Raw genomic sequence first — 25,595 nt, 5'->3', positions numbered from 1 at the left:
ATATTTGAATGGGTGGTTATAATGACAAGTAAGACAGTAACGCGTGCAGATTTAGCGAGCGTAGTTTGTAAAAAAGTGGGCTTGTCACATACTGAATCAGCAGCTTTGGTCGAATTGGTTTTGGATGAGATTTGCAACTCACTTGTAAGAGGTGAAGCAGTTAAATTATCTTCTTTCGCAACTTTTCAGGTTCGCAGTAAAAATGAACGTATTGGACGCAATCCCAAAACAGGTGTTGAAGCTCCTATTCCGCCGCGACGTGTTGTAACGTTTAAGGCTGCAAATATTCTTAAACAGAGAATTTTAGATTCGCATCGTGCAAGACAGAAAAATGATATCTCATAAATAAATGCTATGATAATATTTGGTATTTGTTAAGAAATATATAGAATAAAGATTTTTGTTTTTTTTAAAGACTGTTTAGTAAGTAGTCAAGGTCCTATTTTTGACTAATCTTGTTGAGAAATTGAGACGTAATGAATCAGTATCAAATCATTTGTCATGTTTTAGATAAGGTGTTGCAAAATGGATAAAAGCTCTGATGCTTTTCGCACAATTAGCGAAGTAGCCGAATTATTGGAGCTTCCGCAGCATGTCTTAAGATTCTGGGAAACACGTTTTAGGCAGATTAAACCAATGAAACGTGGGGGAGGAAGGCGCTACTATCGCCCAGTCGATGTTGATTTGCTCAATGGTATTAAGCAGTTATTGTACGATCAGGGTTATACGATAAAAGGTGTGCAGCGCCTTTTGAAAGAAAATGGTGTTGCTTTTGTGACTGCATTTGGTAATGGCGATCTTGATGCCATGAATGTTGTTATAGAGAAAAAACATGCGGGACAAACTTTTGAAAATACGAGCAATAAACCTAAGAAGTCTTCTTTTGGGCTTTTGAGTTTTATGAGGAATGAGGGGGAAACCTCTGTTGGTTCTGTGAATCTTTACAAAGATAAAACTGATAAAGCGCTACTACAAGAAATTCTGTTTGAACTCATTGAATGTAAACGTGTTCTTGATAGAGCACGATAACAATAATATTTTGTATTGTGCTTCTTTGTTAGCAAAACATGTGTTTTAAAAGTTTTTTTATAAATCAATATTTAGAGTTTAGAGCAGCAATGTGTTTTGTAGATATTTAAACGTTTTAAGTGTGACCCGAAGCTTTATATGTTAAACGAGCATCAAACCTAACATGTTGTATAGTTGACTAATTTTTTAGTCGTGGTTCTTAATTTGATCAAATATGAAGAGAGGAAAGAATGAACGTCGGATTTTATCATTCTCCTTTATAACTCTCAAGGGAAGTTAAAGCGATATCTCATCAGTGTAGATTGCGGGGTGCTTTTATAGAACATTATTAGGTTGTCATTTACATATTTGTTTTCAAAAGACTTTTTAAAGACTTCTCAGTCCCATTTCGCGACAGCGCCCATGAATGAATGTTATAACGTTAAACTCATTGGACACCACTATTTTTACGCTTGTGAAGAAGCAACACATATTTTGTCAGCGCTCAATGTTGCAACAAGCCCTTGGCAGTTTTTTAGTCCTTTCTAAATAGTTTTTTATCCACACGAGCTTCTTCGCTTGTCACGTGCAAACGAATGATTTTTATTGTTGCAACATAAACAGATTTGAAATGAGAGAATCCTATGATATTTAAAATTCTTGTTTAATATGAAAACGGTATATTATCATTATAAATCAAAGTATTGTCTTATTTTGATAAAGGCGTATCTTATGAATAAGACACATCGTTATTCGATTCATTTACGTATTTATGATAATCCTGTTTTTAGTTTTTTTGCTTGTTGTTGATGTCATTATCGCAACGATTTATCCATGACGGTAGCATCATCTTCTTGTTATAAAGATAAAAGATCAGCGCTATCAGTTAGTCATTCATATTCAATTGTCTACAATTTTTGCATTTAAAGAGCTTATAGCTCTTATATTCAACTTTTTCACCAACCGGTCTCATAAAGTGTGATCACATGATTTTTACTGATGATCGGTAATGATGTATGAAACGGAAAAATACTACACTTATCAAATCGTTTGATCTTGCACAAAAATCGGTGATTTATAGTAAAAAATTAATGCTTTAGTATCTTCTATGATGTTATGCATTTATTACACGCTGTAAATCTGGAGGTGTGGCCTCATTTGACAGTTGCTTAATTGCATCTTCTACAGATAAAAAGATTTGATTCGGACTTCCTAAACGACGCATATTTACGCTGTTTGTTTCAGCTTCACGTTTGCCACAGACCAAAATGACGGGAACTTTTTGTAAGGAATGTTCTCGTATTTTATAATTAATTTTTTCATTGCGGAGATCTGTTGTTGCGGAAAGTCCAACAGCTTTAAGTCTTGCCGTTATTTTTTGGGCATATTCATTTGCTTCGGATGTAATTGTTGCGACAACAATTTGTTCAGGAGCAAGCCAAAGTGGCATATGTCCAGCAAAATTTTCGATTAATATACCAAGAAAACGCTCCATTGATCCAAAAATGGCACGATGGATCATAACAGGCTGGCGTTTTTCTGAATCTTTATCAATGTAGAATGCACCAAAACGTTCAGGAAGATTAAAGTCTATTTGTGTTGTTCCACATTGCCATTCACGACCGATAGCATCCTTTAATGTATATTCAAATTTTGGACCATAAAAGGCTCCTTCACCTGGAAGGATGCTTGTTTTGATTTGTCCCGCAAATTTTGTTTCAATTGTTTTAAGAACAGATTCCATAATACTTTCTGCATGATCCCATAATGCATCAGATCCAACTCGTTTTTCTGGACGTGTTGAAAGCTTAAGGCTGATTTCTTTAAAACCAAAATCCGCATAAGTTGATAAAATAAGGTCATTAATACTGAGGCATTCATCGGCTAATTGTTCATCCGTACAAAAAATATGCGCATCGTCTTGTGTAAAACTACGCACACGCATAAGACCATGCAAAGAGCCTGAAGGCTCATAACGATGAACAAGACCAAATTCAGCAAGTCTAATAGGCAAATCACGATAAGATTTTAAACCATGTTTAAAAATTTGCACATGGCCAGGACAATTCATTGGTTTAAGGGCATAAACATTCCCATGGTCTGAATCTTCTGCTGCTGGAATTGCTTTGAACATATTTTCCTTATACCAGCCCCAATGCCCCGATATTTCCCAAAGTGACCTATCGAGAACTTGTGGTGCATTAACTTCGGCATATTGATGATCATCAAGGCGTCTACGCATATAGTTGATCAAATTTTGGAACATTTTCCAGCCTTTTTGGTGCCAAAAAATCATTCCTGGCCCTTCTTCTTGAAAATGAAATAAGTCCATTTCACGTCCCAAGCGGCGATGATCACGTTTTTCAGCTTCTTCTAGCATATGGAGGTAGGCTTTTAAGTCATTTTCATTTGCAAATGCTGTTCCATAAATTCTCGTGAGCATTGGATTATTAGCATCACCACGCCAGTAAGCTCCTGCGACTTTCATTAATTTGAAAGCATTTCCAATTTGCCCTGTAGATTGCATATGCGGTCCGCGACAAAGATCAAACCACTCCCCTTGATAATAGATTTTTAAATCTTGATTGTCAGGAATGCTATCAATAAGTTCAACTTTATAAAATTCCTTTTTCTCAGAAAAAACTCTTCTGGCTTTTTCACGAGACCAAATTTCTTTTCTAAAAGGTTTATTGCGTTGGATAATTTCACGCATTTTCTTTTCAATGACGGTGAGATCATCTAATGTGAAAGGTTGTTGGCGTGCAAAATCATAATAGAATCCATTCTCAATCACAGGACCTATTGTTACTTGCGTTTCAGGAAAGAGTTCTTGCACTGCTTCAGCAAGAACATGAGCGCAATCATGCCTTATGAGCTCAAGAGCACGTGAGTCTTCTCGGGTAATAATCTCTACTTGACCAGATTGTCCTAATGGATCCGATAGGTCTCGCGTGATGCCATCAAGACTATAGGCAACAGCTTTTTTTGCGAGTGATTTAGAAATGGATTCTGCTAATTCCAAGCCTGTCATTTCGGCGGGGTAATTACGTTTTGAACCATCGGGAAAAGAAAGAGAAATAGAGCAAGACATAAAAACACCCTCTTAATCCAATTCCGCCAACGATTGCGGATGGTTTCGTGAAAACTGAGTAAAAAGCTTATAGATTAATTTTTCTATCAATACATGCGAAAAAAGAAAAGGATTATTTGTTGTGTTTGTCAGAAATTTTCCAGTAACGCCAAGGTTTATAAAAACAGCAAGAGTGTCCAAGCGAGGGAGGGACTGGATCAAAGCCATCTGTTCCAAAGGGACCACAACGCATAATACGAAAGAGTCCCATCCATGCACCAGCCCAAAGCCCATGGCGTGCGATTGCTTCATATATATATTCTGAACAAGTTGGGGCATGGCGACACTGATTTCCTATAAGGCTCGAAAGTGTTATTTGATAGAAACGTATTAAGAAAATACCCAATAATCGTCCAGGTGTTTTTTGCCAAGCGCCTGTGTAATTTCGAGTCATTTTTTTTTGTTGAAACTGTGATTTGAGCATTTATTTTCTTCAATTTGTTGAATGCAGTCTATCGTTGCATCAAAGGGGAGTAGTGTTGCAGCATGGCGCACTTTATAGTCTTTAATGGGCTGTAAGCAAGAGAAATCCTCAAAGGGAGCTTGAGGGGAAGGACCATCTTGCGTTAGCATTTGATAGATAACTTTACGTAATATTTTAAGATCTTGTGTTGTTTGTCCGATGATATGAGATGCTAAAAGTGACGCTGAGGCTTGCCCTAGCACACATGCGTGTATTTCATGAGAAAAATCTGTCACGATATGATTTTCCACCTTTAAATCTACAGTGATTGTTGAGCCGCAAGGATGTGCATATTTTTTAGAGGTTGCATCAGGATTATTAAGACGCCCAATTCTACTTATATGCGCAGCATATTCGAGTATTTTATCACTATAGATATTATTCATCATGCGCTATTGCCTGAAATTTTGAGAGACGTGATTGTTTAAACTTTTAATTCGCTTATATAGAGATTATACAAAATGGAATAAGCTTGTCGCAAATGTTTTGTATAGAGTAAGGTTGGAGTTTTTGAATGCGTAATGTTGTTAAAGAAGGCGCAAAGGATTCTTTTTTATCTGAAGAAAAGCGTCCGAGTATTGAAGAGGTGGAAGAAGCGATTCGTACATTACTCTTATGGGTAGGGGAAAATCCAAGGAGAGAAGGGCTTTTAGAGACTCCAAAACGTATAGCCAAGGCATATCGCGAACTTTTTAACGGTTATCATCAATCAGTTGAAGAAACCTTAGGAACTGTTTTTGAAGAGGTTTCAGGATACAATGAATCGATAATCGTAAAAAATATACCTTTTTATTCGCACTGTGAACATCATATGATCCCAATTATTGGGAAAGCGTACATAGCCTATCTTCCTGATGCAAAAATTGTTGGACTTTCAAAAATTGCGCGTGTTGTAGATATTTTTTCTCGTCGTTTACAAACACAAGAAGCTATGACTGCGCAAGTGGCTCATGCTTTAGAAATGCATCTAAAACCTCGTGGTGTAGCAGTATTGATCGAGGCTGAGCACATGTGTATGGCTATGAGAGGAATCCAAAAGCAAGGATCTACAACAATTACAAAAAAATTTCATGGTTATTATGAAAAAGATCAAACTGCACAAGCACATTTTATGATGATGGTTCAAAGATCATAGTAAAGACCAAATTTTTAGTAATCTTTAATTAAGTTATAGATCATCCGGATAAAATAAATTATGGGAAAGAGAAAATTGGCTTGTACCTTTCTTTATGATTTGTTAAAGGCTGGAAATCAAAATGTTTTGCTTAATCACGTGCGGTCGTGGCGGAATTGGTAGACGCGCAGCGTTGAGGTCGCTGTGGGGCAACCCGTGGAAGTTCGAGTCTTCTCGACCGCACCATTGGCTTAATTTCTCTGTAACGAGAAGGCGCTGTGCAGAGATGAGGTGATCTATGCAAATTATAGAAAAGTTTTTCCCATTATAGAAAAATTTTTCTTTTTGTGTTATTTTCTGGTGTTTTCTTCATAATGTTTCATTTTTTATTACTTTATCTGTGCATTTGAAACGTTATATTTTTTATAGGTGGGGTAGAGTTGCAGTGAGAAGTATCGTGTTTCTAAGGTATTTAACACTTCTTATTTGTATTTCTTTATTATCAGCGTGTAGCGATTCGCGTGCTGTTCTTTGGCATGGGGTGCATGCAACTCCTTCTATGACTGCAGTAGAAAGAGAAGTTGAGGGAAAACCGATTTCTCCAAAAGCCATCATTCCAGTGTATGTTGCGACAAGTCGTATGATGCAAAATAATTACGCTCAACCTTATGGCTCAGAGCGATCAAATAAAGTACATTATAATCGCGTTGACGTAGGAATTCCTCAGCAACATGTAAACGGGTTTGTTGAAATAAATGCGTATAAACCTACGCATGATAAGTATTTTGCAGCAGTCTCTTTGCAAAAATACGATAATAAAGAACAGTTTAAACAGCAATTAAATGCTGCTTTAGCAAAAAAACCAAAAGGAAAAAGAGAAATTTTTCTTTTTATCCATGGATATAATAATAATTTTGCAGATGGTACATTTCGTACGGCGCAGTTTACACACGATTATTCTTTAAATGTTGTCGCTATGCATTATTCTTGGCCTTCTGCTGGATCAGTTCCTCTTTACATTTATGATCGTGACAGCGCTAATTTTGCCCGTGATGGATTGATAGAACTCTTAACACTTATTAGTGAAACCAATGCTGATCAGATTTCGGTTATTGCACATTCTATGGGCAATTTTGTTATAATGGAAGCATTTAGAACCTTAGCTCTACAGGGAAAATATAAGCCTATTCGTCGTATTACAAGTTTATTAATGGCTGCACCAGACATTGATATTGATGTATTTGAGCGCCAACTTAATGATATAAAAAAACTCCCACAGCCAACAGCGATTTTAGTATCCAGAGCGGATAAAGCTCTCGCTGTTTCAGGACGTCTTACGGGTGGACATCATCGTGTGGGTGATGGCTCAGATATTGAAATGTTGCGTAAAAATGGAATAGCTGTTCTTGATTTCTCTCATGTGGATGGGGGAGCACACAATGTCTTTGCGTCTTCGCCAACGTTAATGGCTCTTTCTCGCGAAGGTTCTTTGGCTTCAACAATTATGCAAGGTACGGAATTGTCACCTAGTCAAGCTCTTCTTGCAGATAGTAGTAGTGTGTTAGAAAAAACAACACATCTTATCCTTTATACGCCTTTACGTTTTCTTTCTCCACGGATTCCTCGTCGATAGCGAAAAGAGAGGAAAGGGGACTATCGAATAATGCATTGGAGGAATATTTTTTAGCACTTTCTTTAGAATGGCTTTGTAAAATAAAAAAGAAATAGTGGGATGAATGTAAAAAACAGTTATTAGGTGAGTTTGTGATGATTGCACGCAAAAGCTATGTCAATACGCCTACAATTGTTGATTATTTATCTCATTCCGCAATTAAGTTGTTAGAAATTCATGCTATGCTTGTGAAGGTGAGAAAAGGTGATATGGGGGAGAAACCAAATTTATTGCGTCAAATTGATTCTACAAAAAAACAATTAGATGAGATAAGCCATGCTCTTATTTTAGAATATCGTAAACGCCAAGAAAATGAGCGCTTTTTGAAACAAATTTTGCTATCCATTTCCGATCAACTTTTTTCACTTAATAATGGTTTTAAGGAAACTGGACGTCTTTTCTTTCAAGAAGTTAGAATACTTCAATCTCAGATGCAATGTTTATATGATGGGAAGGAGAAGCTGCATTTGTTGAATAGTGAAGAGTCTTTTTGTTCTCCATCAAAAATTGATGAAGTCATTAAACAGTTACAAAAAGCGCGAGAAAAGCTTATTGTTGAAAGCCCACATCTCTTTGAGAAAAAACTCGAAAGCTAAACAATAAAAGCTCTTTTAGTTGAGCAGATAGATAATTAATTTTATAGAGAACAATGCCGTTAGAAGGCTCTAATCTTTTTAAAGAAAAAATTCGCATTAATAAACGAGACTCGTATATTTAATAATCACACTCCTTATAGCATTAAAGCCTAAAAAACTTTGGTGATATCTTTGGTAAAGTTAAGGCTGGCGGATTTGGGAGCTTTATTGAAGGAGATGTTTCTTGAAAGAATTTTACAAAAAGACTTTCTGATTTGTGAATGAACGATTGGAAAATTTTGCCAATGCTACGAAGTTTTTAACATATTCATTAGAAATTTAATTCAATACTCTTCTTGATAGAAACTGGCTGTATTTAAAGCATTAACAAAGAAATATGATAGGAATACATGCTTTGTAAATCCACCTCTTCCTTCTCTTGCATTTAAAAACTCTCGAAAAACTAATAAGCTACACGCAATTTAAAAGATTATGGTGCCCCCAGAGAGCGAATCAGGCTTTATTAGCAAGAATCAGATTGTGTAAAGATGCGCAAGGACGTATTGATGTCTATAGCTTTTTATGATTCAATAAAAAAAGTAAGTATTAAAGAAAAAATCTCAAATCAGAAATTAAAGGTGGTCTAAAAGGTGGACCCAAAAAGGTGGACGAGCAATGCTTGAAAAGGTGGACGAGAGGGGACGTTAAGTGAGGGCGATTCATCGGTTATCAGCATCATTCGTAAAGACGTCTCCGCAGGGTAAATATTGTGACGGGGCAGGGCTATGGTTGAATGTTCGAAAAGACAATACACGCTCTTGGTTTTTTCGCTATACGCACCACAATAAGCGCCGAGAAATGGGACTTGGTCCTGTTACGAAACTCTCTTTAAAAGAAGCGCGTGAGCTTACAAGATATTATAGTGATATTCTTAAAGAAGGCAATGATCCTATTGTCTTTCGAGAACAGACTATTTTAAAACAGCAAAGCAATATCTTCCAAGAAATTGCAAAAGCGGCTTTTGAAAGCAAAAAAGCAGAGTTGAAAAATGAAGGTAAAAACGGCCGCTGGTTTTCTCCACTAGAGTTGCACGTTATTCCACACGTAGGTAATTTACCTATAGAAAAATTAACAGCTAATATCATTTGCAATGTTCTCGCACCCCTTTGGCATGAAAAAGCAGACACAGCGCGAAAAGCACTTAACCGTATCAATATTTGTTTGAAATATGCTGCGGCTCTTGGTTTAGATGTTGATCTACAGGCCTGTATGAAGGCACGCGCTCTTTTAGGAAAACCACGTACGACATCAACAAATATTCCTGCTATGCCATGGCAAGAGGTTCCGGCATTTTATCAAAGCTTGGATGATAAGATCCTTTCAAATTTAGCACTGAAGTTATTGATTTTGACAGGAGCACGGTCATATCCATTGCGCTATTTGCGTCTTGAACAAATTGACAAAAATATATGGACGATACCAAAAGAAAACATGAAAGGTATTGTAGGGAAAGTTTCAGACTTTCGCGTGCCACTAAGTGATGAAGCTTTGAGAGTTATTGAAAAAACTCTTCCCTTTGAAAAGAATGGTTTTCTCTTTTCTGGTCTTAGAGGGAACCCCATTTCTGATGCCACCATGGCAAAGTATATGACAGTTTGTGGTTTGACTTATCGTCCCCATGGTTTTCGTTCAAGCTTACGGGATTGGATAGCAGAAACAACATCAACACCATTTGAGATTGCCGAAACTGTTCTTGCACATACAGTTGGGAGTTCAGTGACGAAAGCCTACATGCGAACGGATTTTTTAGAACAGCGACATGTTCTCTTGGAACAGTGGGCTGCATTTATATCAGGAGAGGCTTGATAATATGTCTATTGTCGAGTCAGGTATCTAAGAAACACTTAAGTGATTAGCGGATAGATTACGGTATAATCTCTCTTTTCCTGCCTCAAAAGTGGAGAGGGAGAAATCATTTTATTGGCAAATTCATCTTATCGAAAAATAATCGATGTCTTTTCTTGGCATTATCTACAAGCTTGTCAAATGAAATCACTTCTATATAAGCTTTATAATTCTCGTTATATCCAAAATACCCCATGTTATCACCTGTTATTCTTAAATTCGAGTTTTTGCAACATTTCCTTATACTATCAGTTAAATCACAGATAATATAACAATAACCAGGTATATCAAGAGAGTCTTTTATAGGACGACCATCGAATGTTTTTACTTTACCTTTTCTAATTTCGTCTAGATAATCAAACACTTGTTTAATAGGATCTGTTTTATCTCCCGATTGTGCATCATCTCTCATTGGGCGTTTAATTTCTATTATAAAAAGAGATGCCAATTTCATAGGCTCTTCGTCTGATATTAAAATAGGATTGTCGTATATAGGGGGGTCGTATACATTTAAGGCACATATATCAGGTCTTTTATCTTCTGTAGAACCTGTAATAGGCATTGCTTTCAATGAGATGTCAGAAGCTAAATAATCATGAAAAACTAACTTTTCATCTATTAACCATAAATTACAATTATCCATAGAAATGTCATTGGAATCACACTTCATTGGCATTATGAGTTTGTGAATAACATTTTCTTTAGCGTAGCCTTTATCGCTTTTCTTTAAAGCTTTTTCTAGAAGATCTAAGATAACTTTTCTGTGGCATAAGTAACCTATTAGATCAGAGCGATTAAGATCATTTACAGTTTCTACATATGCGCTAACTTTATTTAAGTATTCTTCATAATTTGCGTTTTGTTCAGCTTGCAAAATATCATGACCTTCTTTTAAAGCCTTTTCTTCTAATTTAGTAAGATGTTTATGAAGGAGAAGCTCTAAGCTTTGGTCAGAGCTTGAGGGAGAAGCTATGTAGTCATTTTCAGTTAAATGTTTTAGAACTGTACGGTAACGTGGTGCTTTTTCAGCTACGAATTTTTCAATTATTTTCTTACTGTTTTGAATGTTTTGCTTTAATTCTTTATCTAAGTATTTTTGAATACTAGGGACTACAGCTTTCCGTATTTTATCAAATGATATCTCTACCTTCTCTAGTAATCCTTCAGTATTTTCTTGAATATCAAAGCCTATTCTTTCAGCACGTACTCTTTCATCCAAAAAAGGAGAGCTTACGTAGCAAGAGTAGATAAATTCACCTATATCATCTTGCAGTTTTGCATGCATACCAGGAACGTTATGAGATAATACTTCTTTTGTGATAACTCTGTTGGCTGCACAAAAACATAAAGCCTGATTTTCTAAAGGTAAGGACCTAAATTTAATATGCATAATAGAAAAGTTATACTCTCCTATTTTTATTTCTTCATTAAAAACGGCCCCATGCATGCATTGTTCATATAGATCATTTAATAATATCTTTTCTGTGTCATCTTCAATAGTTATGAAAGGGCAACCACCAGTTCTTGCAAAATACCAGAGACAATGTTCTAAGAGCGCTTTTGCGATAGATTGTAGTTTTTTAGGAATATGATTTTTATATTTTTGTTTTAGACCTGTTAACTCAACAATAGTTTCTCTCTTTGTACAATTATCTTGAAATTCGTGTAATGCTTTTATACCTTCAACAGCGTCGAATGAGAATTCACACCCTTTTAATCCTCTATCTGTTTCATAAATACTCCTGATTTTTATATTATCAAAAGCTTTAAGCCATAAAAGTCGTCCTATACCATGGCAACCTTTTTCTATTTTATGATCTGAGTCTAAAGTTTCAAATGATTTAAAATTATGATCATTAAAGCCTGTACCATTATCGATTACTTTAAAACCTATAATTTGTGTTTTGTTTCGTTTTTCAGTATCTTTTTCAAGTGGTAGTGAAGCTTGCTTCGATCTTATGACTGAAACTATAATGTAGCGTGAGGAAAAATCATTTCCTATTTCTTCAATGGAATGAATAGAATTTACAACTGCTTCAAAAAGAGGCAGTAAAGCATGATTTTCTGGTAAAGATGTATTTCTTACGCGTCCACTTAAATTTGTTTTCATTATCCACCCTATCTATAAAAGACAAGCAATTATGTCGTTTTACAGAGATTTGACTTTCTCTTCATCCTTAAAGGATTAAAATTTTGAAGCTGTTCATATCAAATATAGTTTATTAGAAGCTTTAAATTTATGAAACAATTAATTCAAAGATTAATTCTTTGAAATCCACTATTTTAAATGTGTAAAGCTATTATTGATAGTCTCCATGAGACGAGCAAAATTAAGAATTCATTTTCTAAAGGATTTCGCGCGTCTCAGAGTATGTTTAGAGTCGGATATTTGGTTTTTGTGTAAAAATACTTACAAACACATCCATAATACGTGAAAAATCAAGCGCTAATAAGAGTATAATGAGTACAATCCATTTCGTATAACGCGACATCACTTTTACACTTTTGTAGGTCATGATGATTTCTTGAAGTATTTCTTTTTCTGCTTCTGTAAGCTCTATATCGTCTTGTGTTTTTTTTCTAGCCATGTTTCCACCCACACACGCGTTCACCTAGATTATTGTGCTTTAAGATCTCTCTTGCTAAGTTTGAACTGATGGCGTTCAAATCTTGCCGGCTTAAATAAATTGGCAACCAGCCAACACAAGAAGAAGCATATTTATTTGTCGCGCAACCAGTTAGAGAGAGCAGCACGCACATCAGCATCACTTTTTTGATTAACTTCACTTTCCACCTCCAGACGTGTTGTGGCTGCTTTTAAAGCTTTTTCTGTTTGCTTTTGTTGCTCTGCTTTTTTCCCAAGAGTAAAAGCTCTTGCTAATGCAATAAAAAAAGCGGCTAAAGCCGCGCCTGTTATCATCAGATTTCTTTTCATCCATAAGATCATAGGCGGTGCTCCTGAAAGCGTTTAGCAACAAAGAAAATACCAGCACATGCCGCTAAAATCATAATGGTGGCCAATGCCCATTGGATGGGTCCATTGCCTGCTAACAAGCCGCCAAGACCTGAGAAAGAACCAATAATCGGTGCAAGTGCTTCTGCTTTGAAAACCCCCGTTGGTGCTTGCGTTTCTACTGTTTGATAATTGGAGGAAACATAAGCCCCTTTTGCCCATAAGCCTGTTTCTGCCGCACGCCGGTGTACTAGACCTTGCAAACGCTTACCGCCTGCTTTGGTCCATTTCTGTAGTTCTGCAGGGACAGCTTCATATTCACCTTGATTGAGCTTTTTTAACAGTGTCGAGTTACAAAAGGCTGTTGTTCCTACATTATAGCAAAAAGATACTAACGCTGCGAATTGTTCATTCGTTAATGAAACTGTAACAGCGCGTTCAACAGCATTTTCAAATTGTCTTAAATCTTGGCAAAGAAGTTTTTCTGCTTGCTTTTCAGTGATTGTCATGCCTTCGTAAATAAAAGGTTTTCCAGCACTGTTTGTATGTCCATAACCTATTGTCCATACCCCAATGGCATCTTTATAGGCGTTCAAACGCAAACCTTCCCATTGTTTGATAAGTGCAAGTCCTTCTGATGATATTTTTCGCATTTACTTCTCCATAAAAAAAGCTCCGCAAAAAGCAGAGCTGGATTAAAAAATTGACATCTTTCCCATTCGGAAAGATAGCTTGGTTAAGCTTCATGTCGCTTTTTCATGGGAACAAAAGAATGTATTTGACATTGTAATGATTGTATCTTATAAGTTACAAATGTTTACAGTATACAAAACAAAGCATTTTATAAAATGGCTAGATTCTTTAAAAGATGAGATTGCGCAAGCGCATATTGTTAAACGGATAGCAAGAATAGAAACGGGATTTCTTGGAAATGTAAAATTTTTCCGTGGAATTGGAGAGTTAAAAATACATCATGGTCCTGGCTATAGAATCTATTTTGTAAAACAAGGTAAACAAATCATTTTGTTATTAAATGCGGGTGATAAATCTACACAACAAAAAGATATCGAAAAAGCTCTCCAATTAGTAAAGGAAATGAAACATGGAAATTACTAAATTTGACACAAGTGAATATTTCAAGACACCTGAGACACAAAGGATTCTTTTAGAAGATGCTCTTGAAAGCAAAGATAGCAAGTATCTTGCCCATGCTCTTGGTATAATAGCAAAAAACCAAGGAATGAGTAAAATCGCCCAAAATACAGGGCTATCAAGAGAGTCTCTTTATCGTTCTTTAAGTGATAAAGGCGACCCACGGCTTTCTACTTTTCTCAGTGTTTTGAGTGCTTTAAATTTGCAGATTAGCTTAACGCCTATCCAAAATAATTGTAAGGAACAAGCGGCTTTAGAAGAAGCATCTTGACCACCTCCCCATTTTTGAGAACGGGGAGGGGAGGCATATTTTTTACTTAAGCGGCTTTCACTACAGATCTTTCTAAGACTTGTTTTGCTTCTTTGATTATGGCTTTGTAATGCTTGCTTTCTTCTACCAACGTAAAGGCTTTGACAAGATGCATGTGGAGAGGTCCATAAATGTAAACAGCCTTTTTAGTTGGAGACATTTTATCCCAATCTTTTGGGAAAGCAAAACGTATATCATCATAATCAACAAATTGACTTTTTAGTTTCTTTTCACATTCAATAAAGTAACGACGAGCTTGACGTCCCTTCTCATTGCGCTCAACCATCGAGAGCTCTTTCGCCATATCTAAGGTGAGATGATATTCTTTACTTATAACATTTTTACGTTTCTCATTTTTGAGAAACGTAAAACCATAATCTTGATTTTCCAAAAATCCATATTCTTTAATACGGCGTACAATCCAATCTGCAAATTTAGAGTTGACTTCTAAAAACGTATGTAATTCACGTGCGTTAACTGTTTGAACAGTTTCTTGACCAATATTTTGTTCTTTAATTTCTATAAGAGTGTTCATAAGAATTCCTTACTATTTAGATGTTTCTTAATGACACTTTTAAAAAGTGCCGGGTGCTAAGAAACACGGTAGTAAGTCCGTCGTTATGCTTTTCCCAAAAGGGTATTTTATAGCGTAACTACACCCGACAAGATCATTATATGCGTGTAACGTACAATGAGTCAAAGCCTTTAAACGTGCGGAGAAGAGATTTGTTTCGTAACCAAATCCGCTTACTATTAAGGTGTTTCTTAGGCACCTGATTCGATTATTCATATTGTCACTACATTGTCAAGCAACTTTCTATAATTTTTTGATATTTTTGCTAATTGATATCCTCTTCGTCCATATGGATAACGCCGTCTCCTTCGTCGCATGCGTTTGGTGGGGCGTTTGGATCAAGGGTGTCGTCTTTGTCTGGTGTTGTGTTTGCAACGTTTCCAGCCGCATCTTCTTGCGCTTTATCAAAAAGTTCGCACTCTATTTTTGTGGTGTAACCACCCGTTTTATCAAGTTTGTGCTTAACACTTTTGATGCGCCATTCTGCTGGAATATAGGGGCGGAAAGGGGGCTCTTGAACAAGCTTTGCTTCTGCTTGCACAAACGGATCACCACCGATATCACATGAGAAAGAAGACTTACCGCGTGATGATTTATTGCGATAAGCAGCAATGGCCGCAACAGCCTCTGATTGGTTATGGTAGGTATATTTGAGTTCATGAAACGGTGGGTTACCAACTTTAACTTCTTTTTTTTCACCACTGCGGATATCATGATAGGTTGCAAGAACACCGCCTTTTTTCTCTTGGTCTTCTTCTTGCTTTTCCGATTCAGATGATGATGGTGCTGTTCTGTCACTGTCATCCATATGGATAAAGTTTTCATCATCATCAATTTCTTCTGGTTCTCGTGCATCAGCAGCGGCTTTTTGGTCGTCTCCCACATCTGTTTCTAAGCCATTGGCTGCACCTGCTTCATCCCGTGCGCTGTATTTAAAATCCCAAGAGATGCAATGTTTCTCATGAATAACAACAATAGGGAGTGTTTCACCGGTGATGGCTTTGCCTTCACCCCGTTTGGCGAGCACAAGTTTGCCATCAACGGGCTTTGCTACTGCATCATATTCTTCTGCAAGGCGTGTGGCAAAAGCCATATCGCTTTCAGTCGTTTGGTCAATGTGACGCACAACGATTTTTGCAAGAGAAGGATCAACCTTTGGTGTATAGCCATTACGCTCTGCTATCTCTTGAACAATACTGCCAAGGGTTTGCTGGTGATAGGATTGGCTTTTGGGGGTTCTGTAAGACGTGTTCATTGATGCGGCGCGTCCTGTAACACTTAAGCTTTGCGGTGGTCTGCTTACAGAGATTTCGTCTATCAGATAGGCTCCCATATCGCGGTTTTTTCCGCCTTCATAGCCAAGTGTTATGGAAATAACCGTCCCGATAAGAGGAATATCAAGAAAGCCGTTATCACTGTCACGGGCGCGGTCATCAAGCTCTATAGTGATACGATCACTTTTGTTTTCTGCTTCATCGGTAATTTCAATCGATAAAACATAATCCATGAGCGTTTTTGTGATGTCTTCTCCATTTGCCAAAACCATGCAAAAAGGTTTCATGATTTGCTACCCCAAATTCTGATTACTGGTGTGGCTTTCGGATAGGGGAGGGTTGGTAAGAGTATCGTGATACCTGCTTTTAAAATGGGTCCATAGTCTGCAAGTCCCAAATTCGCTGCATAGACGCGTTCAACAGCAAGCGCTTGTTGACCTTTGGCATAGTATTTCCAGCAAATGGCATCCACCATATCGCCATCTTTGGTCATATAAAGGTCACTCATAGATCTTCACCATATTCTCTCAATTTTATCGTAAATTCTTGTTTTTTGGGGGTGCCGTTATGATGAAAAACGCTTTGCTTTTCCTCTACGGAAAGAATGACAAACTTACCTAAGATTTTGCCTTGACCGGTCACAAGAATATGAGGTCCCATATGCGCTATTTGTCGCAAATATTCGAGTTGTCTGTGACCACCTTTGAAATCTGGATAAATCACGCCTGCTAAAGAAAATTCCGCATTTGCAACAGCAGGCAATTGAAGAGCAGCCTTTCTTCCCAATCGCCCTTGCTCTACCCATGGAACTCCATAAGACATATCAAGTGTTTGATAAGCTGCTGTTTCAATGGAAAAGATAAAACCACCCAAAGCTAACATCATGGTATTTAATCCGAAAGGCTAGAGGCTATGGCTAAACGTTGCTGTTTTGCATAGCGTTCAAGTGCTTGATTGACAGCGTCTCTGATTTCGTCCTTGAGACCATTTGGTACTGAAATATTGAGATTTGTAATGGTTACACGCGCGTCTACTTCAACGGGTTTATGAACCGTAATGGGTTTTGGAGCTTTAAAGGCACCCACTTTATTTGTTGCCTGCATTTGTCCTGTTTCAACGACACTTGTATTAAAACCACTCTTGCGTTTTTCAGGCGGGGTATTTGTAACCACTGCTGTATCCAGCATTCTTTTTGCACGTGCATTAGTTTCATTGGTAAAGGTTTTAATCGTCTCCGTTGAAGTCTTATTGATTGAGACATTAAAGCCTAACTTTTCTTTCATCCAATTAGGCATCCAGCTGGTTAACTTGCTTATCATGCCGCTAAACCATTCAGACAGAGCATTCCATTTGCTTTTGATGCCGTCCCAAAGTCCATTAATAAGATTTGAGCCTACTTCCATTAAATCGACACCAAACAGCCATTCAATGAGTTCATTGATTTTTTTCGAAATCCAAGAAAGTGGTGAAAAGTTTTTAAAGAGCGTCAAGAGGTTATTGAAAACGTTACTACATAAGCTCGCAAAAGAATTCCATAAGTTGCTTATGAAGCTTACTACCGTATCCCAATTTTTGTAGAGAAGATATCCAACTCCAACAAGGGCTGCTATGCCGCCAGCGATCCAGCCGATAGGAGTGGTCATGATTGCGATACCAAGCGATATAAAAGCAGAACCAACGGCAGTTATTGCTGGAATGAGTGAAGCTACAAGAGATAGTGCAAGACCCGCAACTGCAGAAGCTGCCGGTACCATTGCCGAAATGAATGCTCCGGTAAGAACTGCTCCAACCGCGGCTAAAGATGCAGCTACCCAGCCATTGAGTTTATCCCAATATTTATAGAGGACAACAAGTGCCGCGATACCACCAATGAGCCATCCTATGGGCGTCGTCATCATAGTATAACCAAGCGTGACAAATGCGGCTCCTACGGCTGCTAATGCGGCAATGAGTGGACCAAAAATGAATGAACCAAGTGCCACAAGTCCTACCTTAAAGAGGGTTATTTCACCAATTAGAGGTTCTAGCCATTGGAACCATCCTTTAATCCTCTCTGTGAGATCACTGATACCTTTTCTCAAATCAGAGGTAGGATTAAGCAAATCATTAAAGACTTTTTTTAAGGTTTTAGCCCAGCTCGCAACGGTTGTTTGAATGAGGTCGCGGTTTTCATCAATCAACTTTGAAAAACCGTCAATCATATCATTGATGACGGGCATGAAACGTGCGCCAATAAAGCTCGCGATACCGCCTATTTTTTTCTTAAAGGCTCCCATCTTGTCACTTAAGTCCGCTGCATAGCGTGCGACATCGGCACCTATCAGCCATTTTCCTTTTCGCGCCTTTGCAAAGAGCTCTTTTATGGGCGCCATGCCTTGTGCAAGCATGGTAGCCATTTCTTTACCATCACCACCAAACAACAGAGCAGCAATATGCTGTCTTTGTGCTTGATTTTTCATCTTACTCATCTTGTCGGTAATTTCTTCCAACAAGACAGAAGTGGATTTGAGTTTTCCAGAAGTGTTTTTGACAGAAATGCCAAGCGCTTCAAAGCCCATCATGCCTCTTTTTTGTCCAGCATAGGCTTGTGCCGAACGCCTATTTAAAGTTGCTAAGGATTGTTGAAAGAGTTCGGCGGAAGTGCCTGAATTATCGGCTGCATCACCCCATAATTGAAGTGATGCAACACTCATATTTAAATGGCGTGATGCGTGATAAAGACTATCGCCCAGATGCATGGTTTTCATGGTAACGGCGGTCACACTTGCCACAAGACCACCACCAGCAAGCCCTAAGATACCGGTAAAGACTGAAGCACGGCTTGCCGCCACTCCAAGAGCACTTTGAACACCATGAAGGCTTTTTGTCATGTTTTTGACAGCAGCAGAAAAGCGCGGAATACTCAATCTCAGGGAGAGTGTTTTTGACAATGTATCGAATTTTTTTTGAAGATGTTTAAGAGGTGCAGTGAGCTGATCTTCAAGAGACAATCTCACCTTTGCATCAGCAACTTTTTCACTCATTTTGTCTTATACCTTTCTGCTGCTTGTTTTCGCCAGAATATTAACTCTTGCGGTTCCATTTCCATCATGTCCGGAAGAGACCAATGAAAAACAATGGCGATATCGGCTATGAGTTTAGCGGCGGTTTCCCAGTTGAGGTGTCCCGCCGCTTGATAAAAGACTCCAAAATCTCTCCAATGCTTGATAAGTCATTGATGTCGAGTTCACCAACAGCCTCATGTGGCCATTCAGAAAGGCGCGAAACCATAGCGATTGTTTGTTCTATGCCTTCTTTTTTGTCGATTGCTTGCACATCTTTTGTTTTTGGGCGCCGTAAGGTGATTTCGGTGTGCTCTTTTCCTTCAAAGGTAACGGGTATCAGTAATTTATGTGTAATGCTTGTTTGGACTGTCATTTTTATAATCCTATATTTACTCTATGGTCTGCTAATTGATTGACGCCATTGAATTTTCTCACCAAGTTAAGGACGTCTATCTCAACGATTTCAACGTCTTTTTGGACATATTTGAAATACTGTAATGTGAATGTTGCTGTGGATGTTGCTTTGCTCCCCGGTTGCCATTCTGCCATTTCAAAGCCTTTGCATAGTCCTCTCATGGTAATGACAACACCTTCTGCTGGTGTGCCTTGCGCTTGCATTGAACTTCGTAATGAAATATCGACATCAGTGCGCCCCAACAGTGCCATCAACTCTGGAGAGCAATCAGAAATGGTCATGGTGAGAATGAGAGTTTCAAGACCAAGGTCAACTTCAATGGAGGAGTCCATGCCTCCCCCGCGATAGCTTTCAACGACCAAGTTCAAATTCGGTAGTGTTACGCTTTCACATTTTGCTTGATAGGGAATGCCGTCAACAAAAATGTTAAAATATTTCAAAACTCTTGGTAAAACGGGGATAGCCATTAAAAGATCTCCTCTAAATAATCATTCACAATGCGTGAACGGAATGTGATGTGTTCTGCTGGTGTTGTTGGTGTGAATTCGACATTGAAATAGACTCTGCCGCCTTCAATGGCGCTTGCTGTATTCAACTCTGGATCGGGCGTACAACGCCCACCAAGAATGGCGCCTTGTGCTTTTAAATCACGCAAATAGGCATTGACGCTTTCACTCACGTCACTCATGTAGGTTTTTTTGATATTGCGGTCGACAGCCCATAGATGCCCGCGCAAAATAGCATCATTGATCATATCTGCGGTGCGCACCACCGATAAGAAAGCAAATTTTGTATCACTTGAAAGGGTGCGATTACCCCAGAGGCGATAACCATTTTCGCGAATAATGGTTGTGATGTTTTGTTCGTTAAGAAGGTTGGCGCGGCTTGATCTGTCCCCAATGGAAAAATCAATGGGACGCGCAGTGCCAACAATGCCATTGATCACTTTGTTTGAAGGAGAATGCCAAAACCCGTGTGTAAAATCAGTTTTAGCAATGACACCTGCAACTGCTGCACTTGCTGGCTGTTCTAAGATTTTTCCATCATGATTCACTTTTACAAAAGGGTCAACGATAATGGCGCGCTTTGAATCAAAATCCTTTGCTGTGCTAAGGGCTGCTTCATCTGTTGTGTTTGGTGCATCAAGCACCACAATAGCGCGTAGGCGTTCAGCAATGCCAATGAGTTCTGCCGCTACTGGATTAGAGGTTGTACTGATTTCGGCTTTGGCTGTCGCTCCAGTGCCATCTCCTTCAATTGTCACATTTGGGGCGGTTTGATAATCAAAGCCACTGTCCTTAATGACAACAGAAGTCACTTTTCCATCTTTCAGGATTGCTTCTGCTTCTGCACCGCCGGCAATTTTAACGATTGCTTGAGAGTAACCACTTCCTTGGTTTATCACATCAATCTTGCTAAGACTGATAGGGCGTTTGTGCGTAAAGCCTGGAGCAATCAGAATGCGTGGTGTTTGTCCCACAATGGATTGTGCTCCGATCAAAGCATGGACGCCTTCATAAGCGCCATTTGCATTCACACCACCAAGCACATTGGTGAGTGTTGCATTTTCATTGTCACTTTCTTTTACGCGCACGACAACAACAATGGCACCCACTTGCTTGAAAATGAGATCAAGGGCATTGGGTAGGGTGCCTTGACGCTTACCTGTTTTATCCAGTTTAGCTGCTTGTGAAAGTGAACCCGTTACCAAAACGGGTGTGTTAAGAGGAAATGCTCGCTCATCAGCATCGGGCGCTGTGCCAACAATCCCGATAACTGCCGATTGTACCGCGCGAAGGGGACGGGTGCCGTCGTCAACTTCGACAACTTCAACACCGTGTAGAAAACCTGTTGCCATACTTTATGCTCCTTTAAATGAGGGGTGAATGAAAATGAATGTGAAAAATGAGAGGTAAAAGCCGTTCTGACGAGCGACTTGACAAAAACTTTAAAACCGTTAGATTCATACAAAGGTGCTTCAAAAACACCTTAAAACAACAAGCGGATTGGTTACCGAAATAATCAGTCTTCTGTGCATTAAAGACTTTGACTCATTATATGCTACGCGCGTATAATATTTGGGTCGGGTGTGGTTATGCCATAAAATACCCTTTCGAGGGAAAAGCATAACGACGGGCTTGTTGCCGTGTTTTTGAGCACCCGGCATTCTTCATTGAGTGTCAATCAAAAACATTAATCAACAAGGAGTTCATCATGAACAATTTAGTAACAATCGACAATGATGGTATCGCTGTCACAACCTCTTTAAAAATTGCAGAGGGTGTAGGTAATACGCATAAAACAGTTATACAGCTTGTACGTCAAAATATTGAAGACTTTGAAGAATTTGGAAGGGTCGCATTTGAAATGCTACCCTTTGGAACCAAAGGTGGAAGACAAAAGAGAGAAGTTGCTATCCTCAATGAACCACAAGCCACTTTACTCATGACCTATATGCGTAACAATGATACGGTGCGTGCATTCAAAAAAGCCCTCGTCAAAGCTTTCTATGATTTAAAAAACCAATTAATTGATAATGATCGTGATACACGCTTTGATTTTCCAAGCAACTGGGATGAAATGGGACCTACTGAAAAGGCTGTTTATATTTATGGACCGCTTCACATGCATCTTGTGAAAGCCTTTACATTAGCAGAAGAGAGCAAACATTACAAAACGCTTGTTGAAGAAGCCAAACGAGTTTTAGTAAGCCCTGTTGCAAAAGTAGCTTAATTTAAAAACACGATTTATCTCCTCGTCTTTGAGGCGGGGAGGTGGTTAACAGCATAAAATATCTTTACATAATACACATTATACGTATAATACGTATTATGCATTAAAGATAGGATGTGCATATGAAAAAATATAGTTTTACAGATGTAAACCGCGGGGCAGGCGATATTTTAGACGAGGCTATGTCTACACCTGTAGCTTTAACAAAGCGAGGGCGTGAAAAAATCATCATGCTTCCTGTTGATTTATATCATGAATTAATAAAAGCGCGTTCTCGTGTACAATCGTTTGTTTATGCAGATGCACCGCAAAATATATTAGACGACTTAGATCGTGGTTTAGATGATATTTTAAATGGCGACGAACATGTTTAAAGCAGGGGATGTCGTTAGATATTATTATTTGTGGCATGAACAAGCGCAAAAAGGTGAACATTCGGGACGTAAAGTGCGTCCTTCCTGTGTTATGGTTAAAACTGAAAGCCATTTCTTTTTGTTTCCTATCACTTCTCAAGAACCTATTAATTTGCAGTTTAGCTTAAAAATACCTGAGATAGAGTGTAAGCGTGTGGGTTTACAAAAGCAGTCTTGGGTGCGTGTTGATGAATTTAATGTTGTTCTTTGCGAATCTTTGTTTGACTTTGAAGATTTAAAACCACAAGGGCGCTTTAGTCTTGCTTTCGTTCGTAAAATTGCACTTAAAATTAAAGAAGTTAAAGCAATAAAACCACTTAGAAAAGTTTCTAGAGACTGAGTGATACAATTAAACAGTGTGAAGTACCGGAACTTTGCTAACATCTGTTTCACGCTCTGCATGCCAAGCATCATAATTGGCTTGCATACGTAACCATATTGCTGCTCCATTCCCAAACATTTTGCCAAGACAAGCCGAAAGAGAAGGGGAGATAGGTTTTTCTGCATTTAGAATATCATAGAGATGTTGGCGTGATATACCGAGCATTTGTGCAATTTCTGACTTTGTTTTGCCTGTTTCAGGAATAATATCTGCTAAAACTTCTCCTGGATGAGTAGGACAGCGGTTTTTATCTCTTTGTGCAGGAATGTCATCCATAACTGTATCATTTCTTAATAAAGTGAATACGAAGTTTAAATTCTATTTTCATTTTGCTCTCCAAATCAATGAAGAGACCATAACAACAAGTGCACTCTCTCATAAGACTGACACTGTCAGTCAAAAAAGCCCTTTAAAAGGGCTTTAAAGGACTTAAAAATTATACAAGCTCGCTTATAGAACAGCTATCCATTTGACTTGCGCTATTTTTGGTTTTGTATTTAATCTTTCCATAACCTTATAAGAACAGCGCCATCAGCACCAGCGCCACTTGTATAGGAATCTCTAACAGCTCCAGCACCGCCACCACCAAAACCACGACCTCCTTTTCCTGAAGTATAGTTATGTTGTGCTAGTCCTCCAGGGCCACCCCTTGATGTATCGCCTCCAGCATCACCGCCATCACCGCTTATCTTGCCAGTAATTCCACTCGTTCCAGCATAACCATTTCCGCCTTTGGCAATTCCTAGATGTGCGTCTGTTGCTAAACCAAAATTTCCTCCAATGCCCCCAGCACCACCAATGCCTGAATAGTAATAAGTATTTCCCCTTGATGTATTATAATAAGCCCCCCCTCCACCATTTCCTCCTTTAGCGGTAATAAAATTTTTGCCAACGGTCGTTGTTCCTCCAGAATTACCTGTTGCACGGAGTGATGCAACAGAAGTTCCACCCTTACCAATTGTGATATCTTCATGACCATTTAAACTGGCTTTATAGCCATACCAGACTGAACAACCGCCACCGCCGCCACCTCCTCCTAATCTTGGCGTATCTGCTCCGCCACCACTACCACCGCCACCCCATGCTTGGATTTCTAACCTAGTTTGGTCTGTTACCCAATCGGGCCATTCAATTTTCCCATCTTGCGTATAAAGCAATTCAGCATCGGCAATAATGAGTTTATTAATCAAATCTTTTTTGATGTTTTTAATTTCCTGCTTGAGAATATCTATTTCTGATTTCGTATAAACAAGATCACCATCAACTTTTAAAGGTCCTTTAAGCAAGCTTCCGTTTGTGTTTAAATTGGTAACCACTTTGCCATCATAGATGAGGTTCAACGACGAATTACCCAACAGTTCTAAGCCACCACTCATGGTAACTTTGCTGGTAAATTTATTATAACTTTGCCATTCATTTGGGCTTGTGAGGTGTCCATAGCTTGTGAGATCTTCATTGATCTTAGCTCTAAAATCATCAAGCCCCACAATATCTTCGGTTTTATGTTGGTGTGCGCCTAATAGAGAGACAGCACTGCCAAAAGTGAAGTTATTATTGCTTGATTTATAGAGAACATAATTGTTGGCTGCGTCCTTAGCCCCCTCGATATCACTTAAATCGGCAAAGGTGAAGGTTTTATCGGCTGCCATCTTGCCCTTCAAGGCTGCTTCAAGATCGGCAACATCACTTATGCTATGCGTGTGTTTTGAAGGCGCTTTTTGGTCTACCTTGTCCTCAACATCCGCAAGTGCTTGATCAATTTTCGTCAAGTTTTCCCGCAAGATTGGGAATTCAGAACTGATAAAGCGTCCTTCTTTAGGCAATTCCATGTCGAGTTTTTTGGTTTTGGTCATCTCTCATTCTCTCATCACAATATGCCGGCGCCAAAATCACTCACCATGGAGCGTGCCGCCGGTCCACCGGTAAGGGTCAATTTCAAGCGCGCTTGTTTGGCGCTTTTGTCACCACTCACAAATTTGCGTTCTGTCCAAAGCGGTTCAGCGAGTTGTTCTGTTTCGTCAAGTTTTAAAGGGACAAAAGCACCATCATCCAGTTGCATCTCGAGTGTAAAGGTTGCACCGCCCGGCAAGAAGGTTTTGATATAACTCGTTAACCTTGCCTTTTCCCCAAAGGCAAAAGCACGGGTGACATAAGTGGCTTCCTTATGGATCTTTCCCGCAATCAATTGCACAGGAGCAAACAACACGGGTGAGAGCTTTTCTGTGCCTTTGAGAATGGCGCGAAGCTTTACCTTTTCACTGATATATTCAGTAAGACTGAGTAATTGCAAGGGAAGCAGTTGATAAACCGTGCCATTGTTTCTTTCAATTTCAAAGATGACAGAACAATCGCTTGAAGGCAATTCAATGGCTGCGCGTATTTGTAAATCAGAGCAGTCCACAAGATCAAATGTGCCAAGATCAATGGTTTTTTCTGTTTGTGTATAGCGTGCGGCTAGCACTCGAAAGGCTAAAGCCT

The 25,595-nt window shown here is 38.7% G+C and carries 29 protein-coding genes, 1 tRNA gene and 1 pseudogene; 12 read left to right on the top strand and 19 right to left on the bottom strand.

Features of this window, described 5'->3' with window-relative positions:
• The first annotated feature begins 21 nt into the window (after window positions 1–21).
• Both PVV57_RS03065 and PVV57_RS03060 read left to right on the top strand, forming a co-directional pair.
• Window positions 22–345 carry an integration host factor subunit alpha gene (locus PVV57_RS03065; RefSeq protein ID WP_254493465.1) on the top strand — a complete coding sequence of 108 codons (324 nt, stop codon included), beginning with the start codon at window positions 22–24 and terminating at the stop codon, window positions 343–345.
• Between the two features lie 180 nt (window positions 346–525).
• Complete coding sequence (locus tag PVV57_RS03060; protein ID WP_005773478.1) at window positions 526–1,029, top strand: MerR family transcriptional regulator; 504 nt, start codon at window positions 526–528, stop codon at window positions 1,027–1,029.
• 1,093 nt (window positions 1,030–2,122) lie between these two features.
• Here the strand turns inward: PVV57_RS03060 and thrS are convergent.
• From thrS to PVV57_RS03045, 3 genes are all read right to left on the bottom strand, one after another.
• Window positions 2,123–4,099, bottom strand: coding sequence for a threonine--tRNA ligase (gene thrS, locus PVV57_RS03055; RefSeq protein WP_273718089.1), 1,977 nt, complete (start codon window positions 4,097–4,099; stop codon window positions 2,123–2,125).
• Between the two features lie 112 nt (window positions 4,100–4,211).
• Window positions 4,212–4,562, bottom strand: coding sequence for a membrane protein insertion efficiency factor YidD (gene yidD, locus PVV57_RS03050; protein ID WP_012231851.1), 351 nt, complete (start codon window positions 4,560–4,562; stop codon window positions 4,212–4,214).
• Window positions 4,529–4,990, bottom strand: coding sequence for an iron-sulfur cluster assembly scaffold protein (locus PVV57_RS03045; RefSeq protein ID WP_273718093.1), 462 nt, complete (start codon window positions 4,988–4,990; stop codon window positions 4,529–4,531). The genes yidD and PVV57_RS03045 overlap by 34 nt, the downstream gene beginning before the upstream one ends.
• 125 nt (window positions 4,991–5,115) lie before the next feature.
• On the opposite strand from PVV57_RS03045, the gene folE reads away from it, so the two are divergent.
• From folE to PVV57_RS03020, 5 genes are all read left to right on the top strand, one after another.
• Window positions 5,116–5,736 (top strand): GTP cyclohydrolase I FolE, encoded by a 621-nt coding sequence (gene folE, locus PVV57_RS03040; protein ID WP_273718095.1) that lies wholly within the window; start codon window positions 5,116–5,118, stop codon window positions 5,734–5,736.
• 140 nt (window positions 5,737–5,876) lie between these two features.
• Window positions 5,877–5,961, top strand: a tRNA-Leu gene (locus tag PVV57_RS03035).
• Window positions 5,962–6,160: 199 nt separating this feature from the next.
• Window positions 6,161–7,348 carry an alpha/beta hydrolase gene (locus tag PVV57_RS03030; protein ID WP_273783436.1) on the top strand — a complete coding sequence of 396 codons (1,188 nt, stop codon included), beginning with the start codon at window positions 6,161–6,163 and terminating at the stop codon, window positions 7,346–7,348.
• A gap of 134 nt (window positions 7,349–7,482) precedes the next feature.
• Entirely contained in the window at window positions 7,483–7,983 is a 501-nt protein-coding gene (locus tag PVV57_RS03025; RefSeq protein WP_273718485.1) for a hypothetical protein, read from the top strand.
• Window positions 7,984–8,670: 687 nt separating this feature from the next.
• Window positions 8,671–9,828, top strand: a complete 1,158-nt coding sequence (locus tag PVV57_RS03020; protein WP_273783434.1) for a site-specific integrase — start codon at window positions 8,671–8,673, stop codon at window positions 9,826–9,828.
• Window positions 9,829–9,934: 106 nt separating this feature from the next.
• Here PVV57_RS03020 and PVV57_RS03015 read toward each other — a convergent pair whose 3' ends face one another.
• The 4 genes from PVV57_RS03015 to PVV57_RS02995 all read right to left on the bottom strand — a co-directional run bounded on the left by PVV57_RS03015 (window position 9,935) and on the right by PVV57_RS02995 (window position 13,473).
• The gene (locus PVV57_RS03015) at window positions 9,935–11,977 is read right to left on the bottom strand and encodes a hypothetical protein (protein ID WP_273783433.1); all 2,043 of its coding nucleotides are present in this window, start codon (window positions 11,975–11,977) and stop codon (window positions 9,935–9,937) included.
• Between the two features lie 265 nt (window positions 11,978–12,242).
• On the bottom strand, window positions 12,243–12,455 hold the full coding sequence (locus PVV57_RS03010) for a hypothetical protein (protein ID WP_273783432.1): 213 nt from the start codon (window positions 12,453–12,455) through the stop codon (window positions 12,243–12,245).
• Window positions 12,456–12,586: 131 nt separating this feature from the next.
• A complete protein-coding gene (locus PVV57_RS03000) occupies window positions 12,587–12,814 on the bottom strand; it encodes a hypothetical protein (protein ID WP_273783428.1) in 228 nt (75 codons plus the stop codon).
• Window positions 12,811–13,473 carry a lysozyme gene (locus tag PVV57_RS02995; RefSeq protein ID WP_273783427.1) on the bottom strand — a complete coding sequence of 221 codons (663 nt, stop codon included), beginning with the start codon at window positions 13,471–13,473 and terminating at the stop codon, window positions 12,811–12,813. The genes PVV57_RS03000 and PVV57_RS02995 overlap by 4 nt, the downstream gene beginning before the upstream one ends.
• A gap of 160 nt (window positions 13,474–13,633) precedes the next feature.
• Between PVV57_RS02995 and PVV57_RS02990 the strand changes: the two genes are divergently transcribed.
• Together PVV57_RS02990 and PVV57_RS02985 are read left to right on the top strand one after the other, a co-directional pair.
• Window positions 13,634–13,936 (top strand): type II toxin-antitoxin system RelE/ParE family toxin, encoded by a 303-nt coding sequence (locus tag PVV57_RS02990; protein WP_273783482.1) that lies wholly within the window; start codon window positions 13,634–13,636, stop codon window positions 13,934–13,936.
• Window positions 13,923–14,243 (top strand): addiction module antidote protein, encoded by a 321-nt coding sequence (locus tag PVV57_RS02985; protein ID WP_273783426.1) that lies wholly within the window; start codon window positions 13,923–13,925, stop codon window positions 14,241–14,243. Before PVV57_RS02990 ends, PVV57_RS02985 begins: the two co-directional genes overlap by 14 nt.
• Window positions 14,244–14,289: 46 nt before the next feature.
• On the opposite strand, the gene PVV57_RS02980 is transcribed toward PVV57_RS02985, so the two are convergent.
• The 9 genes from PVV57_RS02980 to PVV57_RS02940 all read right to left on the bottom strand — a co-directional run bounded on the left by PVV57_RS02980 (window position 14,290) and on the right by PVV57_RS02940 (window position 21,447).
• Complete coding sequence (locus PVV57_RS02980) at window positions 14,290–14,817, bottom strand: antA/AntB antirepressor family protein (RefSeq protein ID WP_273783424.1); 528 nt, start codon at window positions 14,815–14,817, stop codon at window positions 14,290–14,292.
• A gap of 304 nt (window positions 14,818–15,121) precedes the next feature.
• Window positions 15,122–16,417, bottom strand: coding sequence for a contractile injection system protein, VgrG/Pvc8 family (locus PVV57_RS02975; protein ID WP_273783423.1), 1,296 nt, complete (start codon window positions 16,415–16,417; stop codon window positions 15,122–15,124).
• Window positions 16,414–16,638, bottom strand: a complete 225-nt coding sequence (locus PVV57_RS02970; RefSeq protein ID WP_273783422.1) for a tail protein X — start codon at window positions 16,636–16,638, stop codon at window positions 16,414–16,416. The genes PVV57_RS02975 and PVV57_RS02970 overlap by 4 nt, the downstream gene beginning before the upstream one ends.
• Window positions 16,635–17,015, bottom strand: coding sequence for a phage tail protein (locus PVV57_RS02965; protein WP_006589081.1), 381 nt, complete (start codon window positions 17,013–17,015; stop codon window positions 16,635–16,637). The genes PVV57_RS02970 and PVV57_RS02965 overlap by 4 nt, the downstream gene beginning before the upstream one ends.
• Before the next feature lie 5 nt (window positions 17,016–17,020).
• On the bottom strand, window positions 17,021–19,153 hold the full coding sequence (locus PVV57_RS02960) for a phage tail protein (protein WP_273783420.1): 2,133 nt from the start codon (window positions 19,151–19,153) through the stop codon (window positions 17,021–17,023).
• A complete protein-coding gene (locus PVV57_RS10490) occupies window positions 19,150–19,212 on the bottom strand; it encodes a hypothetical protein (RefSeq protein ID WP_234924827.1) in 63 nt (20 codons plus the stop codon). The genes PVV57_RS02960 and PVV57_RS10490 overlap by 4 nt, the downstream gene beginning before the upstream one ends.
• 47 nt (window positions 19,213–19,259) lie before the next feature.
• Window positions 19,260–19,547, bottom strand: coding sequence for a phage tail assembly protein (locus PVV57_RS02950; RefSeq protein WP_273783418.1), 288 nt, complete (start codon window positions 19,545–19,547; stop codon window positions 19,260–19,262).
• Between the two features lie 2 nt (window positions 19,548–19,549).
• On the bottom strand, window positions 19,550–20,056 hold the full coding sequence (locus PVV57_RS02945; RefSeq protein ID WP_273783416.1) for a phage major tail tube protein: 507 nt from the start codon (window positions 20,054–20,056) through the stop codon (window positions 19,550–19,552).
• Window positions 20,056–21,447: a phage tail sheath subtilisin-like domain-containing protein gene (locus PVV57_RS02940; protein ID WP_273783414.1), complete on the bottom strand. Its 1,392-nt coding sequence runs from the start codon at window positions 21,445–21,447 to the stop codon at window positions 20,056–20,058. The genes PVV57_RS02945 and PVV57_RS02940 overlap by 1 nt, the downstream gene beginning before the upstream one ends.
• A 356-nt stretch (window positions 21,448–21,803) precedes the next feature.
• Between PVV57_RS02940 and PVV57_RS02935 the strand changes: the two genes are divergently transcribed.
• The 3 genes from PVV57_RS02935 to PVV57_RS02925 all read left to right on the top strand — a co-directional run bounded on the left by PVV57_RS02935 (window position 21,804) and on the right by PVV57_RS02925 (window position 23,075).
• Complete coding sequence (locus tag PVV57_RS02935; protein WP_273783413.1) at window positions 21,804–22,322, top strand: Rha family transcriptional regulator; 519 nt, start codon at window positions 21,804–21,806, stop codon at window positions 22,320–22,322.
• A 122-nt stretch (window positions 22,323–22,444) separates the two neighbouring features.
• The gene (locus PVV57_RS02930) at window positions 22,445–22,696 is read left to right on the top strand and encodes a type II toxin-antitoxin system prevent-host-death family antitoxin (RefSeq protein ID WP_273724621.1); all 252 of its coding nucleotides are present in this window, start codon (window positions 22,445–22,447) and stop codon (window positions 22,694–22,696) included.
• Window positions 22,689–23,075, top strand: coding sequence for a hypothetical protein (locus PVV57_RS02925; RefSeq protein WP_273783412.1), 387 nt, complete (start codon window positions 22,689–22,691; stop codon window positions 23,073–23,075). Before PVV57_RS02930 ends, PVV57_RS02925 begins: the two co-directional genes overlap by 8 nt.
• Window positions 23,076–23,084: 9 nt before the next feature.
• Here the strand turns inward: PVV57_RS02925 and PVV57_RS02920 are convergent, their stop codons facing one another.
• From PVV57_RS02920 to PVV57_RS02910, 3 genes and pseudogenes are all read right to left on the bottom strand, one after another.
• On the bottom strand, window positions 23,085–23,393 hold the full coding sequence (locus PVV57_RS02920; RefSeq protein WP_273783410.1) for a HigA family addiction module antitoxin: 309 nt from the start codon (window positions 23,391–23,393) through the stop codon (window positions 23,085–23,087).
• A gap of 221 nt (window positions 23,394–23,614) precedes the next feature.
• Entirely contained in the window at window positions 23,615–24,970 is a 1,356-nt protein-coding gene (locus tag PVV57_RS02915) for a Bgr_08870 family protein (protein WP_273783409.1), read from the bottom strand.
• A gap of 14 nt (window positions 24,971–24,984) precedes the next feature.
• Window positions 24,985–25,595 (bottom strand): annotated as a pseudogene (locus tag PVV57_RS02910) (DUF4815 domain-containing protein); the annotation flags it as partial.

Origin of the sequence: Bartonella sp. AU15XJBT, assembly GCF_028618615.1 — a bacterium.
GTDB lineage: Bacteria > Pseudomonadota > Alphaproteobacteria > Rhizobiales > Rhizobiaceae > Bartonella.
This window is presented reverse-complemented; position numbering and strand designations above follow the sequence as displayed.

Coding starts and splice junctions, on each gene's coding strand:
- PVV57_RS02960 (WP_273783420.1), bottom strand. CDS start 19,153: ATGAGTGAAAAAGTTGCTGATGCAAAGGTGAGATTGTCTCTTGAAGAT.
- PVV57_RS02990 (WP_273783482.1), top strand. CDS start 13,634: ATGTTTACAGTATACAAAACAAAGCATTTTATAAAATGGCTAGATTCT.
- PVV57_RS02915 (WP_273783409.1), bottom strand. CDS start 24,970: ATGACCAAAACCAAAAAACTCGACATGGAATTGCCTAAAGAAGGACGC.
- PVV57_RS02995 (WP_273783427.1), bottom strand. CDS start 13,473: ATGCGAAAAATATCATCAGAAGGACTTGCACTTATCAAACAATGGGAA.
- folE (WP_273718095.1), top strand. CDS start 5,116: ATGCGTAATGTTGTTAAAGAAGGCGCAAAGGATTCTTTTTTATCTGAA.
- PVV57_RS03045 (WP_273718093.1), bottom strand. CDS start 4,990: ATGATGAATAATATCTATAGTGATAAAATACTCGAATATGCTGCGCAT.
- PVV57_RS03010 (WP_273783432.1), bottom strand. CDS start 12,455: ATGGCTAGAAAAAAAACACAAGACGATATAGAGCTTACAGAAGCAGAA.
- PVV57_RS02940 (WP_273783414.1), bottom strand. CDS start 21,447: ATGGCAACAGGTTTTCTACACGGTGTTGAAGTTGTCGAAGTTGACGAC.
- PVV57_RS02985 (WP_273783426.1), top strand. CDS start 13,923: ATGGAAATTACTAAATTTGACACAAGTGAATATTTCAAGACACCTGAG.
- PVV57_RS02970 (WP_273783422.1), bottom strand. CDS start 16,638: ATGAGTGACCTTTATATGACCAAAGATGGCGATATGGTGGATGCCATT.
- PVV57_RS02945 (WP_273783416.1), bottom strand. CDS start 20,056: ATGGCTATCCCCGTTTTACCAAGAGTTTTGAAATATTTTAACATTTTT.
- PVV57_RS02965 (WP_006589081.1), bottom strand. CDS start 17,015: ATGATGTTAGCTTTGGGTGGTTTTATCTTTTCCATTGAAACAGCAGCT.
- PVV57_RS02980 (WP_273783424.1), bottom strand. CDS start 14,817: ATGAACACTCTTATAGAAATTAAAGAACAAAATATTGGTCAAGAAACT.
- PVV57_RS02975 (WP_273783423.1), bottom strand. CDS start 16,417: ATGAAACCTTTTTGCATGGTTTTGGCAAATGGAGAAGACATCACAAAA.
- PVV57_RS03065 (WP_254493465.1), top strand. CDS start 22: ATGACAAGTAAGACAGTAACGCGTGCAGATTTAGCGAGCGTAGTTTGT.
- PVV57_RS03025 (WP_273718485.1), top strand. CDS start 7,483: ATGATTGCACGCAAAAGCTATGTCAATACGCCTACAATTGTTGATTAT.
- PVV57_RS02950 (WP_273783418.1), bottom strand. CDS start 19,547: ATGACAGTCCAAACAAGCATTACACATAAATTACTGATACCCGTTACC.
- thrS (WP_273718089.1), bottom strand. CDS start 4,099: ATGTCTTGCTCTATTTCTCTTTCTTTTCCCGATGGTTCAAAACGTAAT.
- PVV57_RS03060 (WP_005773478.1), top strand. CDS start 526: ATGGATAAAAGCTCTGATGCTTTTCGCACAATTAGCGAAGTAGCCGAA.
- yidD (WP_012231851.1), bottom strand. CDS start 4,562: ATGCTCAAATCACAGTTTCAACAAAAAAAAATGACTCGAAATTACACA.
- PVV57_RS02920 (WP_273783410.1), bottom strand. CDS start 23,393: ATGGATGACATTCCTGCACAAAGAGATAAAAACCGCTGTCCTACTCAT.
- PVV57_RS02925 (WP_273783412.1), top strand. CDS start 22,689: ATGTTTAAAGCAGGGGATGTCGTTAGATATTATTATTTGTGGCATGAA.
- PVV57_RS02930 (WP_273724621.1), top strand. CDS start 22,445: ATGAAAAAATATAGTTTTACAGATGTAAACCGCGGGGCAGGCGATATT.
- PVV57_RS02935 (WP_273783413.1), top strand. CDS start 21,804: ATGAACAATTTAGTAACAATCGACAATGATGGTATCGCTGTCACAACC.
- PVV57_RS03000 (WP_273783428.1), bottom strand. CDS start 12,814: ATGATCTTATGGATGAAAAGAAATCTGATGATAACAGGCGCGGCTTTA.
- PVV57_RS03015 (WP_273783433.1), bottom strand. CDS start 11,977: ATGAAAACAAATTTAAGTGGACGCGTAAGAAATACATCTTTACCAGAA.